The sequence below is a fragment of the Vibrio sp. 10N.286.52.F8 genome (assembly GCF_041468745.1).
Lineage (GTDB): Bacteria > Pseudomonadota > Gammaproteobacteria > Enterobacterales > Vibrionaceae > Vibrio > Vibrio crassostreae_C.
Genome location: NZ_JBFRJF010000049.1, coordinates 1 through 15,410 on the forward strand (window position 1 = coordinate 1; position 15,410 = coordinate 15,410).

The 15,410-nt window shown below is 44.4% G+C and carries 10 protein-coding genes and 1 pseudogene; 8 read left to right on the forward strand and 3 right to left on the reverse strand.

Annotation, left to right across the window (positions count from 1 at the left end; genetic code table 11):
* From AB4133_RS20565 to AB4133_RS20590, 6 genes and pseudogenes are all read left to right on the forward strand, one after another.
* A pseudogene (locus AB4133_RS20565) lies at positions 1-332 on the forward strand (hypothetical protein); the annotation flags it as partial.
* Positions 333-532: 200 nt separating this feature from the next.
* Entirely contained in the window at positions 533-2,668 is a 2,136-nt protein-coding gene (locus AB4133_RS20570; RefSeq protein WP_372225597.1) for an LruC domain-containing protein, read from the forward strand.
* 11 nt (positions 2,669-2,679) lie between these two features.
* The gene (locus AB4133_RS20575; protein ID WP_017064433.1) at positions 2,680-3,315 is read left to right on the forward strand and encodes a hypothetical protein; all 636 of its coding nucleotides are present in this window, start codon (positions 2,680-2,682) and stop codon (positions 3,313-3,315) included.
* Positions 3,316-3,521: 206 nt separating this feature from the next.
* On the forward strand, positions 3,522-3,836 hold the full coding sequence (locus AB4133_RS20580; protein ID WP_017061706.1) for a hypothetical protein: 315 nt from the start codon (positions 3,522-3,524) through the stop codon (positions 3,834-3,836).
* Between the two features lie 123 nt (positions 3,837-3,959).
* Entirely contained in the window at positions 3,960-4,808 is an 849-nt protein-coding gene (locus AB4133_RS20585; protein WP_017061707.1) for a sulfurtransferase, read from the forward strand.
* A gap of 385 nt (positions 4,809-5,193) precedes the next feature.
* Positions 5,194-7,488 (forward strand): putative bifunctional diguanylate cyclase/phosphodiesterase, encoded by a 2,295-nt coding sequence (locus AB4133_RS20590; protein WP_372225600.1) that lies wholly within the window; start codon positions 5,194-5,196, stop codon positions 7,486-7,488.
* A 91-nt stretch (positions 7,489-7,579) separates the two neighbouring features.
* Here the strand turns inward: AB4133_RS20590 and AB4133_RS20595 are convergent, their stop codons facing one another.
* Together AB4133_RS20595 and AB4133_RS20600 are read right to left on the reverse strand one after the other, a co-directional pair.
* Positions 7,580-8,950, reverse strand: a complete 1,371-nt coding sequence (locus AB4133_RS20595) for a glycoside hydrolase family 18 protein (protein ID WP_017065720.1) — start codon at positions 8,948-8,950, stop codon at positions 7,580-7,582.
* Positions 8,951-9,118: 168 nt separating this feature from the next.
* Positions 9,119-10,126: a sugar-binding transcriptional regulator gene (locus AB4133_RS20600; RefSeq protein WP_017061711.1), complete on the reverse strand. Its 1,008-nt coding sequence runs from the start codon at positions 10,124-10,126 to the stop codon at positions 9,119-9,121.
* A gap of 459 nt (positions 10,127-10,585) precedes the next feature.
* Between AB4133_RS20600 and tal the strand changes: the two genes are divergently transcribed.
* Together tal and tkt are read left to right on the forward strand one after the other, a co-directional pair.
* A complete protein-coding gene (gene tal / locus AB4133_RS20605; protein WP_009845571.1) occupies positions 10,586-11,536 on the forward strand; it encodes a transaldolase in 951 nt (316 codons plus the stop codon).
* 87 nt (positions 11,537-11,623) lie between these two features.
* Positions 11,624-13,615, forward strand: a complete 1,992-nt coding sequence (gene tkt / locus AB4133_RS20610; protein ID WP_009845572.1) for a transketolase — start codon at positions 11,624-11,626, stop codon at positions 13,613-13,615.
* A gap of 108 nt (positions 13,616-13,723) precedes the next feature.
* On the opposite strand, the gene AB4133_RS20615 is transcribed toward tkt, so the two are convergent.
* A complete protein-coding gene (locus AB4133_RS20615) occupies positions 13,724-15,286 on the reverse strand; it encodes a PAS domain-containing methyl-accepting chemotaxis protein (protein ID WP_017064425.1) in 1,563 nt (520 codons plus the stop codon).
* Positions 15,287-15,410 lie beyond the last annotated feature (124 nt).

Genomic DNA, 15,410 nt, shown 5'->3' on the forward strand with positions numbered 1-15,410 from the left:
AATCTGATCATCAAATCGACCTTGAATGTATTGAATTTGTTGTGACTTCAGTGTACAAATTAGTGGAAACATCACTTCACGCTACCCCTTATTCCATATGGGTTTTTCATGATCTTGCCCTGGGGTATTCCCTTTATGAATCAAACTCAGATTGTGAATTGATTAACAAAGGAAAGAGTTTACCGTTTGGAGGAGTAAAGGTTTATGGCAAGCATTTTCGATATGTCAGAATAAAAGCTAACGCTGAAAGCATTTTAGCATCCAAAGTGGTCTCAGATATTGTTCCATTCACGAGTGAATACATACAGAGCCTATTAGACAATCACTCGTAATTACCGCCTAAGCTCTTGTATCCTTAGCTCTAATCAAATAGAAATATAAAGGCCTTTGGCTATTTGGATGGCACACTTTCATATTGACACTCAAATTGGAAACTGAACTCGATAAATAATAAAAAACCATTAAATCAAACACTTAAAACTGGCACGTAACTTGATTGAATATCTAGACCTTCCATCACAAGGATGTAGATATGAGAATTACAACGTTAAGTTTGCTATTAAGTGCCCCTCTAGTCGCCAACGCAGCGCCATTCGATACCTGCCCTAGTCAAGCATACCTCTTTCAGTCGAAACCCGTTGAAGTTTGGGGTGTAAACCTAGTAACAGGTTCAACCACACTGTTAGAAGACGATACGGGTATGAATGCCAATATCAATGGTGTCGGTTTCGACTTTCAAGACAGATATATTTATGGCTATGACACCACCAACAAACGTTTAGTGCGTCTTGGTCAAGACTTCCAAGCAGAAGTTATCAATACCAGTGGCTTACCAACCGATCACACTTTCTATGTCGGCGACGTCTATGACCATGTTTACTACTTGTATCGTACAGGTAAGGGACTATTTACTGTTGACCTCTCTCCTTTAGACTCTGATCCGAATGCGACCGTCACGGTCAACAAAATCGCAGGCAGCCCTGCAACTGTAAAACTGACTGATTTTGCTTTCCATCCAAGTGATGGCTCTTTATATGGTATCGACAATAACTCGGGTGGCTTGTACAGCTTCAACCCAACTACAGGTGCAGAAACCTATATTGGTGATACCGGAGAAACAGGGACGTTTGGCGCAGGTTATTTTGATGTAAACGGCTACTATTACGTATCTCGAAATCAAGACGGTAAGATCTACCGTATCAACCTATCCCCAGATAACGCTGCAAACATCGCTGCAGGTGTCGTTCCTGCTGTAGAGTTCGTATCGAATGGCCCTTCTTCGAATCAAAATGATGGTGCTCGCTGTGCCAATGCGCCTGTCGTAGATGAAGATTCCAACATCGACTTCGGTGACGCTCCAGATACCTATCTAACGTTATTAGCAAGTAACGGTCCTCGACATGAACTAGATGGCGTGACTTGGTTAGGTACAGACGCGCCCGACGCCGATCTTGACGGCTACGTAACACCGCAATCGGATGAAAGCGTGGGTATTGATGATGAGTGGGCGAACGGTGGTATCGGTTTTGTAACCGCACTTGAAGCTGGTCTTGATTCAAAAGTGGTGATTGAGGCTTCAACAACCGGTTACCTTTCGGCTTGGATAGATTGGAACCAAGATGGCAGTTTCGATGGCGCCAACGAGCAAGTATTTACCGATTACCTGTTAGATGCGGGTGAAAACGATCTGTTCCTAAATGTCGATATCAACGCTCTGACCGGTACGACGTGGGCTCGCTTTAGATTCAGTCAACAAACCAACCTAAGTTACTTTGGCGGTTCAACCTCTGGTGAGGTGGTCGATATTCAAGTCGATGTTCTTAACGATGGTGCCACCTCTCGTTACTTCCCAAGTGCTTCTGGCTACGCAACGCTCGCGTACGAAGATAACTGGCCATATAAAGCAGATTACGACATGAACGATGCTGTTCTTATGTATCGCATTACTGAGATCCTTAAAGATGGAAAAGTCGTTAAGTCCACTATCGACGGCCGCCTAGCTGCTGTCGGGGCAACGTACAGAAATGGTTTTGCTGTTCGACTTCCTAACCTAGACCCGAGCTTAGTGAGTAATGGCAGCTCTTACATGAAACACAACGGTGTATTCACTGACCTTGACCTAGAAGATGGACGTAGCGAAGCAATCTTTGTTATCGCCAATGACCTGACAGAAAAAATCAGCACTGGCTGTACCTTCTACCGCACCAGTAATGGATGTAAAGAAGATGAGCAGTTCTCGTTCCAAATTGGTATTACTTTAGCCGGTGACGGTGTGAGTACTGGCAGCTGGACCGATATGCCTTACGACCCGTTCATCTTCGCAACGCCTGGGTATTATCATGGTGAAAACCTACCTCTACATCCAGGACGCAGCTGGGAGGTTCACTTGCCAGACCAAGCTCCAACCGAAGCATTTGATACCACTAACCTCTTTGAAGCTGGTTTAGGCGTCGATGACAGTAATCCATCAACAGGTAAATACTTCAAAACATTAGAAAACCACCCTTGGGCACTAATAGTGACTTCGGATGACGAATGGGAGTGGCCTTTAGAGTACGTCGATATTGTTACCGCTTACCCAGAGTTTAAAGAATACGCAGAATCCGGCGGTGAAACGAACCAAACATGGTACCAATCACCTGCAGACAACCAACGTTACGAACCATAAGGAGAGACGTTATGACTATTCACACTAAACAATATCGAGACAATCATTGCGTTGATTCAAGTCGCAATCTCTTTGAGGAAAAACGTATGTCTGTACAAAGCACTTGGAACATCAAGAAGTCACTAGCCGTTATTTTAGCTGCAGCGCCATTAGTATTAGCCGGCTGTGGAGGCGGCGGCGGTGGGGGCGGAAGTACATCTACGGCATCACCATCTACACCCTCGACACCTGCAACTCCGTCGAATCCGGTAACAGCAACGACTCCGGTAACAGCAACGCCTTCGCCGTCTCCCGCGACAAGTGCGGTAGCAGCGCAGAGCTATACGATGAGTGATTTGGTGGTACCTGATGGATTTGACTACAACTCTGTTGAACAGTTTGATCTCAACATTGACATCAGCAGCATTTCGACAGACCGTTCTTTTGTGACCGTTTATAGCCGCTTTAGTACAAGAGATGACTCAACCTTGAAGCCGGATTACTCCAGCAAGGTCATTGCGGGCCCACTAGATAACGGTGTGTTCGCCTCCAACTTTGCAGCACCAGTAAACCATGACGCACTCTTGATAGAGATTTGGTTTTACGATGGTCAACCTCCATTACAACAAGTGGTTTCTAGCGGCGACTCTCAGATTGTCTGGCAGTAAATTGTTTAACAGCAGGTAACTTGTCGTTAGCGAGATCTCTGACGAAACAGAGTCAAAATGGATTGTTTGTAAGTAGGAAGTGAGCAGAAATGCTCACTTTTTTATTTTCGTCGAAGAGCAGTTAATTCAGCTTTCTTAGCGAGTAGCATTCACTTTACCACCAACCTCACTTATATTTTCAACATAACCTTCAAAGACTTACTCTCATGAAACAGTTAAAAATAGGTCTATTTATCTTAATGTGTGGCGTAGGCGTGTTAGTTGCCCTTGCCTATTTCCCGCTAACATCAGAGACGGGGCAACGTATTCAAGCCAAAGTAATTTCGAACACGCTTACTCAATCCTTAGATGGGCACAGGCGTTATCTGACGGTTCAGACAAAAGATAATGACGTATTTCGGCTCTCTATTGCTCCTACCACAGACTGCCCTATTGATTCTGTGGTCGCGCTTGATACATTAAACAATCAAATAACCGGACAAAGCAGTTATCAGTTCATCCACTGTCGAGCTGCACAGTAGCCATCGATGCAACAACGGTATTCGTAAAGCAACTGTATTCGCAAAAGCAACAGTAATCGCTCTACCACTGTATTCGCTAAAACAGTAAGAATCGCTAAAACAACAAGAATGGATATAACAATAATGAATCAGCCACTCATCTCACCACAACAACTTCAACAACGTTTGCTAGCAGAAGACAATATCATCATCCTCGACGCCAGCATCGAGTTTCAAATTCCAAGCGAGTCAGAAAAGATCAAAGGACAAATGATTCCTGGTGCTATTCGTTTTGACTACGACAAAGACTTTTGTAACAAGCACACTCTGCTTCCTCACATGTTTCCGAGCGAAAAACACTTCAACACTCGCACAAAAGAAATTGGCATCAATCAAGACAGTACGATTGTGGTTTACGATAACTCCGGAACCTTCGCTTCTCCTCGTGCGTGGTGGATGTTTATGGCAATGGGACACAACGACGTATTCATCTTAGATGGCGGTTTGCCAGCTTGGATCGAAGCCGGTTACGCGACCGAGACTGACTATCGCACCGAAGTAAAAGCGGGCAATTTTGAAGGCCATATTCAAGACAACTACTTTGTCAGTGCTCAGCAGATTGAAGGTTACTCAACTGACAAGAGCGCAAACATTGTAGATGCTCGTTCTCAAGCTCGTTTCGATTCAGAAGTTCCTGAACCACGTGAAGGCTTGCGTAGTGGCCATATACCGAATTCTATTTGCCTACCATTTGCCCAAGTACTCAAAAACGGCAAGTTAAAGTCCCAAGAAGAGCTTATTGATATCTTTTCAACGCTAGAATTAACGCCTTCTCAACCTATGTTCTTTAGCTGTGGCTCTGGCGTAACAGCTTGCATCATATTATTAGCCGCTAAACTCGCTGGCTATAACGGTGAAATGGGTGTTTACGATGGTTCATGGACGGAATGGGGTGCTAACGACAAACTCCCTATCGCCGTGACTAAAAAGTAATTCAACTTCGCTTAATGCAACTATTAGAATATACTGCGCATGCATAAAGAGCTTACTGATAATGATGGCCCCACGTCTCATGAAGTAAGCCTCTATGTCGCAGTTAACGCTATGTTCATTTGAGACCAAGACTCGATTCACGCCGTTTGATTTGTAACCCACATCAACTTGCTAACCATAATTCGTGATTAATCATAAACTAATCGTTATCGACGTTATGAATACTAATTTTTCACTCAAGAATCTCTGCTCGTAGTCGTTACACTATTTAATCATTAATACTTTCATCATTGATGTTTGTATTTTTCGTTGCATGAATCGCGCTGACAACCCAATAGTTTGTCACTTGCAGTCTGTTAAAAGTAGTAACCAACAAAGGCATCTCATGGCTCTATTTAAGCAAAATATCTGGTCGCTGTACGCGTTTGTCGTACTACTGACCCTGATACTTTTCGCCGCGTTGGGAATAACAAACTGGAAAGCAAACAGAGACGACTTCATAGAGCAGCAACACATTCAGGTTGAGCTTTTTTCTAGCTCCGTCAACTCGCTGCTGACCAGTCAAGAAGCCTTGTTAGAAGTGGTTGGCCATCAACTGGCTCAACAGTCTGATTTCACACGTACTGCATCTATCCAGATTAGGCCAATATTAGACAAGCTACTTGAGACCCACCCTGCGATAGCAGCGTTTGGCTTGTTGAACACCGACGGTGATTACCTCTCGATTAGCTCAAATCTCGAACTTGCGAATCAAAGGAACTTGCTGCAATACGCGCCAACCAGAGGCTCCTTCCTAGACGCCCTATCAAGCAGTAGCATGGTGCTTGGCCGTACCTATTTTCAAGATTCGTTGAATAGCTTAGTCATCCCGCTGAGAAAATCCATTTCAATCGATGGCAAGAAAACCGATGCAGTAATGACCGCAGGGCTACGATTAGACGCAACGATCGTATTTGAAAATAATGCTCACGCCGGAAGTTTCAATACACTAAGCCTGATCAGAAAAGACAGCTATCGCCAGTTTTATTCAAGTGATATTGAATCTGAGAGTGCCTATTCCTCTCCAGTCGGCAAAGATGTCATACAGCGTATTGCAAGTATCTTTACCGACCACTTCGGAATTAGCGTACAAGAAGCGATGAATGGGCAAGAAACCTATTCTTTTGTCGTCGACGATGAAGAGTACCACTCTTTGATGAGCGCGAAATACATCCCAAACTACAAATTATGGGTGGTAGGACGTACGGATCTAACTCACGTCGATAGTATATTCATACAAGAGTTCAGCATTCTTTTCGTTGCCTTTATTTTTCTTCAGTTTGGTTTCTACTTTTTGGTTAAGTCGATTGCCAAGAATGAACAACGGACTCGTAGCCAACTCATTTATCAGGCGAACCATGACCCTTTAACCTCTCTGCCAAACCGTTTGTACATGCGTAGAAACATTGGTAAATGGATTGACGATGAGTCAGAGCCGTTTTCGCTGTTGTTTATCGATATCGATAACTTTAAATGCGTCAATGACACCCACGGGCATGACTTTGGAGATAAGGTTCTCAAACAGATCGCTTTGCGTTTGATGAGGTTCCGATCTCGCCTCAGCCTATTGGTACGTGAATCCAGTGATGAGTTTTTGTTCTTGACGCCCTTGTCGAATGAAGCTGAAATTAAACGACTCGCCAAGCGCATTATTGAAGTGCTTTCTCAACCTTATGAAGTTGAAAGCGCTCAGTTTTTGTTAGGTTGCAGCATCGGCATAGCGCGTTTCCCAGAACACGGAAAAGATCTGGATAGCCTGTTACGTTCTGCCGATATTTCAATGTACAAAGCGAAACAGCAGCAAAACTCGTACAGTATTTTCACAACGGAAATGCAAGATGCTCATCTCTACAAAATGAAAGTAGAACAAAGGCTACGCATCGCTATCGAGAAACAAACGCTGTTCATGGTTTTCCAACCGCTGGTTCGTGCAAATGAAAGTATTCATGGTGTAGAAGCACTCGTGCGCTGGATTGATGAGGAATTGGGTTTTGTTCCGCCAGATGTCTTTATACCGATAGCAGAGAACACGGGTTTAATGCAAAAACTGGGGACTTTTATTATTGAGTCCAGCATTATGCAGATCGCCCACTTGCACCGAACAACAGAACAAAAGATCGGGCTGTCGATCAACATATCAGTGCGTCAGTTTTCTCATCAATCCTTCTCTGAGCACTTATTCGCGACACTAGAAAAGTATCAACTCTCTCCTAGCTGTTTAACGCTAGAAATTACCGAGAGCTTGTTCATTGAAGATGTGACTTTGGTGAAACCGACTTTTGAAGCCCTCAAAGAGAAGAATATAAAGATCTCTTTAGATGATTTCGGGACAGGTTATTCATCACTAAGTATGTTGAAAGCACTGCCTATCGATGAACTTAAAATCGATAAGAGCTTTATTGAGAACATTGCTGTCGATCAGCAGTCACTCACCATGGTGCAAAACATCATCGCAATCGGTAAGAACTTCGGCATGGTGGTATTAGCAGAAGGCGTAGAATCAAACGAACACTTCGCAATTCTAAAGGCATGTGGATGTGACTTAATGCAAGGCTATTACTTCTCTCGCCCTATTCCTTATTATGAGCTGGCTACTCACCTAAACAAGAAAGTGACCGAGCACGCGGAATGTTCTGTTTAAGAACGCGAGTTAAATAGACGAGCTAAATAAGGTAGGCAGATAAACACCTACCTTATTTTCTAGATATTTTCTGTTCGGTTATTTATTCATTTCACTTTTTATTCATTTCACTATGCATAACATCGATCAACTGTCCGGAAGGATCTCCTGATAATTCCCAAGTAAAAATGCCGCCTAGGTCTGATTTCTTCGCCCATTCTGCCTTTGCTTTAATAGAACGCTGATCTTCAAAAGATATGAATACTTTTTTATCTGGGTTCCACAAATAAGGTGCTTGAGCTTGCTCATCATACTTATACTCATAACCTTGTTTGTTGCTGTAGTTATTCATAAGATCCCAAAACATGAAGTAACCGTTTTCACCGGTACCAAACTGCGCCCCTTGTTCAGAAACTAGGTCACCTTTAGGCAGCTCTCCAGCAAAGTCTTTTGTCCCTTGCCAACCTCGACCATAAAAAGCTGCCCCGATCACGAGCTTCTCGCTAGGAATACCTTGCTCTATCATCTGATTAATGAAGACATCAGCTCCCATTCCCCACCAACTACGCTCGGTGGCATGTAAGTTTGTTGTGTGACCTGTTTGAGTTCCCCAGCCTCCGAGGAAGTCATACGTCATCGCAAACATGTTCGTCAGATATGGGCTAGCTGCGTTCCAGTCAATTTGAGCTGCCTTAGCACCAACACCGACAGCCGTTGAAAGCTCGTAATCTCTTTGAGTCGTCTTTGATAGAGCGTCCAAATCACTTCTGATTGTTTTTACTAAAAGAGTAAAAGCTTCACGCTCTAGCGCTTTTTGCTCATCCGTTAGTTTCGTCTCTGGGTTCCAAGGCGAAGTGGTTAAGCCGCCGCCTCCTGGGTATTCCCAATCAAGATCAATACCATCAAAGAAGTCGTATTTTTGGATCAATTCAACAGCAGTTTTTGAAAAGTGCGCAATGGCTTGAGGATCTTTCGCCATCGCATGGAAAGGTTCAGACATTGTCCACCCTCCAAATGAGGGCAAAATTTTGATATTTTGATTGTCGGCCTTCAGTTGAGCTAACTGGGCAAAGTGACCTTTATAGGCGACATCAACACCCACGTCTCCGAAATCGACTTCTAACGCAGCTTCTTTATCCACAATAATCGCGGTATATGGTTGTTTGTCTGCACATTGCTGCTGAATTTGTTTTTGGACGGGCTCACCAGCACCGCTATGAGGACCACACATGCTCAAGAAGGCGTAAATAATATGTGAGAGCTTGTCTGCAGGTATGTCGTCAACGGTATAAGGGTTGTCTTTATTCAGATATTGCCAATCCGCAAAATACCCTGCGACGACTTTATCATCGGCATGTACTGTAGGTGTGAGCATACAAACCGTGGCTATTGAGCTAAGCCCAAAGATAGAAATAGATTTAAAGATAGAACTTGATTGGTCACTGTTGCTAGAAATAGCGTGTGTGATAAATGACAGTTTCATAATTATCTCCTTTAGTGTGGCTTAACATTAAAGAGTGATAATTCTTTCAACCGCTGAACAAATTCACTATTCGAGTCATGTCTAATAGTTATCCCCCTTATTGCACTGGTTTCATCAGGGGAATTTCCATGATTACTCAAATAGTGAATTCAACGAAGCTTAAGTATCTTACGATTCACTGCTGTTTGGTTTATTCACGCTAAGTTGTTCGTCCAAGTTAAGTACCGTCAAAGCATTACTTACGCTGGTCGCTATCACATCGACCACACCGGTTCTTAGTGCGCCTAATAGAGCTAATGGCTTACTGTTCTCCGCTGCAATGGCAATGACTTCCGCTATTGGGCGAAATTCTTCCAAGGCCAAACCAATCACACGGTCACTCATTACTGTGTTTGCTGTTTTACCGTGAACATCGAAAAAGTCATAACCCGCAAAGTCACCGACGACACCTTGTAATAAACGAGATTGAACGACCTCACCTGCGGTAAACCAGCCTAAGTCGACCATATAGCTGTTTTCGCTCATATCACCGATACCGACCAAAGCGACATCGGCTTTTCGAGCGAGATCGAGGGTCTGCTTAACGGTGCTGTTTTCCATGAATGCGGTTTTTTGCGCTTTATTCTCGGCATAAGCGGGCGCGTATAAGGTTTCAGAAGATCCACCGTACTTTTTGGCTAACTGCCTGCATATATGGTCGGCATTAAACATACCGCCTCTTGGGTGAATACCGCCGATACCACACACGAATTTGCAGTCTCGTGGCGTAATGACGCCAGTGTGATGAGCAACAGACGATACGTTTCGCCCTTGTCCTACTGTCACTACCATGCCGTTTTTCAGTGTACTGGTAAGGTAGTTAGACACTAAACCAGCAACCTGTAATCGCTGCTTCTCTTCATTTGGTTGGTCTAGTGCCACAAGCGCACGCTTTACACCAAATCGTTCGATCAAACGTTGCTCGATCTTCGCACTAAAGACGGGGTGATATTTCACGGTGATCTCAACAATGCCCTCATCTCGGGCTTGCTTGAGCATTCGACCAACCTTTGCACGGGAGATAGAGTACTTTTTAGATATCTCTTCTTGCGTGGCACCATCTTGATAATAAGCAACCGCTACTTCAGTGAGGAGATCAGTGTTTTCTTCGGAAACATCTTGGATATTCTTACTCATATACCACTCAACCAATATTTAACAATTATTTTACCTGCTTGAAGAACAAATGTTCGATGCTTAAGCAAGTGATACACAAGTTTACACCCCAAACATATGTAACAGCAAGGTACATTTGCTCATAGTCATAACCATGGTTTTGTTGTTGATTAATTCACCTCACTTTGCTCGTTAAACGTTTGCTTGCATAGCCCATGATTACTAGAGCGAAATATATTTGACTGAAGTCACCATACAGTACTATTTACCGTTGACTTTGGGGCTAGATCGGATAAATATGGCCACATCATTTACTCATCGAGCGATCAAATGTTCTGTGCAAATGTTCGTTCGGAGAAAAATTTAAATTAATGTAAGTTTGGCTCACTGGTACAACCATTGAGAACTTCATTAGTTAGCTTGCAAATGCCCACACCTCTCCCATTAATGAGGTGTTATGCGATACATAGGATGATCAAAATGAGCAATAAATTAGAGCAACTTCGTAAACTAACAACTGTTGTAGCTGACACTGGCGATATCGAAGCTATCAGCAAGTACACTCCTGAAGATGCAACAACTAACCCATCTCTAATTCTTAAAGCTGCTCAAATTGCTGAGTACGCTCCTCTAATCGATGCTTCTATCGAATACGCAAAAGCGCAAAGCGGTGATAAAGCACAGCAAGTTCAAGATACTTGCGACATGCTTAACGTGAACATCGGTAAAGAAATCCTAAAAGTTGTACCTGGCCGTATCTCTACTGAAGTAGATGCTCGTCTTTCTTACGACATGGAAGGCAGCGTTGCTAAAGCTCGTCAACTTATCAAAATGTACAACGACGCTGGTATCACTAACGACCGCATCCTTATCAAACTGGCTTCTACTTGGGAAGGCATCCGTGCTGCTGAAATCCTAGAGAAAGAAGGCATCAACTGTAACCTAACGCTTCTATTCTCTTTCGCTCAAGCTCGCGCTTGTGCTGAAGCTGGCGTATTCCTAATCTCTCCTTTCGTTGGTCGCATCATGGACTGGTACAAAGCGAAAGAAGGTCGTGATTTCGAAGCTTCAGAAGATCCAGGCGTAATCTCTGTTTCAGATATCTACAACTACTACAAAGACCACGGCTACAAAACTGTTGTTATGGGCGCAAGCTTCCGTAACATCGGCGAGATCCTTGAACTTGCTGGTTGTGACCGTCTAACTATCGCTCCTCAACTTCTAGCAGACCTAGAAGCAGCAGAAGGCGAAGTAGTAGAGAAGCTTATCGACTCTAACGGTACTAAAGAGCGTCCAGCAGCGATGACTCACGCTGAGTTCCTATGGGACCACAACCAAGATGCAATGGCTGTTGAGAAACTGGCTGAAGGCATCCGCAACTTCGCCGTTGACCAAGGCAAACTAGAAGACATGATCGCAGCTAAGCTGTAATCACTCTTACCAAATTCAAATAGGGGAACGTTCAGTTCCCCTACTTTTATCAATTTTGTTTTTCTTAATTTTTATTCGGAAGTTCTTATGAATCGCAAACATCTAGCTAACGCTATTCGTGCTCTAAGCATGGACGGCGTACAACAAGCAAACTCTGGTCACCCAGGCGCACCTATGGGTATGGCAGACATCGCTGAAGTACTTTGGCGCTCTCACTTAAACCACAACCCAGCAAACCCAGAGTGGGCTGACCGCGACCGTTTTATCCTGTCTAACGGCCACGGCTCAATGCTGATTTACTCTCTGCTGCACCTAGCAGGTTACGAGCTTTCAATTGAAGATCTTAAGAACTTCCGTCAACTGCACTCTAAGACTCCAGGTCACCCAGAGTACGGCTACGCACCAGGCATCGAAACAACGACTGGTCCTCTAGGTCAAGGCATTACTAACGCTGTTGGTATGGCTATGGCTGAGAAAGCGCTAGCTGCTCAGTTCAACAAAGAAGGCCACGACATCGTAGACCACTACACTTATGCATTCATGGGTGATGGCTGTCTGATGGAAGGTATTTCTCACGAAGCATGTTCTCTAGCAGGTACGCTTGGTCTTGGTAAGCTGGTTGCTTTCTGGGATGACAACGGTATCTCTATCGATGGCGAAGTTGAAGGTTGGTTCTCTGACGATACACCTAAGCGTTTCGAAGCTTACGGCTGGCACGTAATCCCAGCGGTAGATGGTCACGATTCTGACGCTATCAACGCAGCGATTGAAGCGGCTAAAGCAGACCCTCGCCCTACTCTAATCTGCACTAAAACAGTGATTGGCTTTGGTTCTCCAAACAAAGCAGGTACGCACGACTGTCACGGTGCTCCACTAGGCGCTGAAGAAATTGCAGCAACACGTAAAGAATTAGGTTGGGAGCACGGTCCTTTTGAAATTCCGTCGGAAGTTTACTCAGAGTGGGATGCGAAAGAAGCAGGCGCAGCTAAGGAAGCAGCGTGGAACGAGAAACTTGCAGCTTATGAAGCAGCATACCCTGAGCTGGCAGCTGAATTCAAACGCCGCGTAAACGGTGACCTACCAGCTGAGTGGGAAGAGAAAGCATCGGCAATCATCGCTGATCTTCAAGCTAACCCAGCAAACATCGCATCACGTAAAGCATCTCAAAATGCTCTAGAAGCGTTCGGTGCTATGCTACCAGAATTCATGGGCGGCTCTGCTGACCTTGCGCCTTCTAACCTAACTATGTGGTCTGGTTCTAAGTCTCTTGAAGCGAACGACTTCTCTGGTAACTACATCCATTACGGTGTACGTGAATTCGGTATGACGGCTATCATGAACGGTATCGCTCTACACGGTGGTTTCGTACCATACGGCGCAACGTTCCTAATGTTCATGGAATACGCGCGTAACGCTATGCGTATGGCTGCTCTGATGAAAACTCAGAACATCCAAGTTTACACGCATGACTCTATCGGCTTAGGCGAAGATGGTCCAACTCACCAACCAGTTGAGCAAATCGCTTCTCTACGTCTAACTCCAAACATGAGCACATGGCGCCCATGTGACCAAGTTGAGTCTGCTGTTGCTTGGAAACTAGCAATCGAGCGTAAAGATGGTCCTTCTGCACTTATCTTCTCTCGTCAAAACCTTGCACAACAAGATCGTGACGCTGAGCAAGTAGCAAACATCGCTAAGGGTGGTTACATCCTGAAAGATTGTGAAGGCAAGCCAGAGCTTATCCTTATCGCAACGGGTTCTGAAGTTGAGCTAGCGGTTAACGCTGCTGCTGAGCTAACGGCTGAAGGTAAGAAAGTACGCGTAGTTTCTATGCCTGCTACTGATGCGTTCGACAAACAAGACGCGCAGTACCGTGAGTCTGTACTTCCATCTGACGTAACGGCACGTATCGCTGTAGAAGCTGGCATCGCTGACTTCTGGTACAAGTACGTTGGTTTCGGTGGCAAGATCATCGGTATGACAACGTTCGGCGAGTCTGCACCTGCAGGTGAGCTATTCAAGATGTTCGGTTTCACTACTGAAAACGTAGTAAACACAGCGAAAGAGCTTCTAGCTTAATCTTGAATACATTGTCTCGCCCTTCAATGGGTTGATGCATACAGAAAGCCCCGCATGAAAATACGGGGCTTTTTTTGTCTTTTCTCTCATTCGGATTAAATCTAACGGCTATTTTTCTTCGAAACGCTTTGCCAGTTGGTAGAACTCATTGACTTGTTCTTTTAGCTCTGTGGAGTGGTCTTTCACAGAATGCGTTGCCACTAAGTTTTGTTCTGCGGTCGAGGCGATAGACTGCATATGCAGATTGACTTCACTCGACAGCTCACGTTGCTTATGAGCAGAACTTTCAACAGACTGCATGAGTTCATTCATGGATTGCATTAGGTTTTCGACTTCCGACAAGCGCTCTGCACTCACCTTCGCAACATCACCACATGCGTCCGTTTGCTCACGGTTCGCCAGAATATCTTTTTGCCACCCTTCAATCGTCGTTAGCATGGTATCGATGCTCTCTTTGATCTGAACCGTAGCCTTTGAGGTTCGACCCGACAATGCACGGACTTCGTCGGCAACAACGGCAAAGCCTCGTCCTTGCTCGCCCGCTCTCGCCGCTTCAATCGCAGCGTTCAGGGCCAACAAGTTGGTTTGTTCGGCGATTCCACCAATCTCTTCCATTATCTTGCTTACGCTCTGCGCTTGATCGCTCAGTTGGTAAGTCGTTTGAGTCGCCTTTTCAGCCTGAGAAGCTAGGCTCTCTAAGTTTTGATGAGTTTGATTAATGCTTTCTTTAGCGCCAGCACAGGTTTGCAAAGTCACATCAACAATCTGGTGCGCTTCTTCTGTGCGAGAAGAGACCTCATTGGCGGTGACTTCAACCTCTTCAGTCGCCTCTCGTACTTGAAGAATGTCTTTTGTTTGTTGATCTAAGGCTTCTGATACTTCAAATGACGTCGCATTTAGGTTGTCAGCCAAATCTTGTAACGGCTTGGCTGAGTCTGTCATGCGACCTAATACGGTGTGGATTCTTGCAGACAATAGTTTTAAGTGAAAATCGGCAATAGAGAACTGACTATTACCTGAATAAACAAGACGACTAACACTATCGAATTTAGATTGCAGCTTTTTCAACTGCAGTGGAGTATCAATCAGCTCTTGTCGGAAAAGCAGTGCTAATGCTGAAACAGGAAGTAGGCTCAACAACCATTGTGATACTTGCCCTACTTCAATGAGATTTGAAATTAACGGCGCAGCCAAAGAGCCTAGCAACACGGCGTAACGAACACTGTCACTGATCTTTAATGACCATTGGCGACCCGACTTTTCAGCCTTCAAGAGGCCTTGGTAAGCCTTATCTGCAACTTGTATCCATTCATTCTTTGGCTTAACACGAACAGATTGGTAGCCACTCACCTTACCATTGTCGTAAATTGGAGTTACATAAGCATCGACCCAGTAAAACCCACCAGATTTGGTTTTGTTTTTTACGATGCCACGCCAAGCTTTACCTTGCTTTAGGTTAACCCACATATCAGCAAAAGCGGCTTTCGGCATATCGTTATGCCTTACGATATTGTGGTGTTGCCCTAGCAATTCTTGTTGGCTGTATTCCGCTATGCGACAAAAAGCATCATTACTGTACGTAATCACGCCTTTTAAATCAGTGGTAGAGACAAGTTGTTCGTTTTCGCTGAGAAGCGTTTCACGAGATTGAGTAGATGAGCTGACAGTCATTATATTAACTTAGGTTAATTATTATTTTAGGCGAGGAATATATACAATTATTAAAGTTATGACAAAATGTGAACGTCACATTTTGTGTAAATGCCTGCTATTTATGGCTTTGTTTCCTAATTGG

Bases quoted from the DNA above. Each gene is read 5' to 3' on its own strand.
- tkt (WP_009845572.1), top strand. From the start codon at position 11,624: ATGAATCGCAAACATCTAGCTAACGCTATTCGTGCTCTAAGCATGGAC.
- AB4133_RS20600 (WP_017061711.1), bottom strand. From the start codon at position 10,126: ATGAGTAAGAATATCCAAGATGTTTCCGAAGAAAACACTGATCTCCTC.
- AB4133_RS20575 (WP_017064433.1), top strand. From the start codon at position 2,680: ATGACTATTCACACTAAACAATATCGAGACAATCATTGCGTTGATTCA.
- AB4133_RS20615 (WP_017064425.1), bottom strand. From the start codon at position 15,286: ATGACTGTCAGCTCATCTACTCAATCTCGTGAAACGCTTCTCAGCGAA.
- AB4133_RS20580 (WP_017061706.1), top strand. From the start codon at position 3,522: ATGAAACAGTTAAAAATAGGTCTATTTATCTTAATGTGTGGCGTAGGC.
- AB4133_RS20590 (WP_372225600.1), top strand. From the start codon at position 5,194: ATGGCTCTATTTAAGCAAAATATCTGGTCGCTGTACGCGTTTGTCGTA.
- AB4133_RS20595 (WP_017065720.1), bottom strand. From the start codon at position 8,950: ATGAAACTGTCATTTATCACACACGCTATTTCTAGCAACAGTGACCAA.
- tal (WP_009845571.1), top strand. From the start codon at position 10,586: ATGAGCAATAAATTAGAGCAACTTCGTAAACTAACAACTGTTGTAGCT.
- AB4133_RS20585 (WP_017061707.1), top strand. From the start codon at position 3,960: ATGAATCAGCCACTCATCTCACCACAACAACTTCAACAACGTTTGCTA.
- AB4133_RS20570 (WP_372225597.1), top strand. From the start codon at position 533: ATGAGAATTACAACGTTAAGTTTGCTATTAAGTGCCCCTCTAGTCGCC.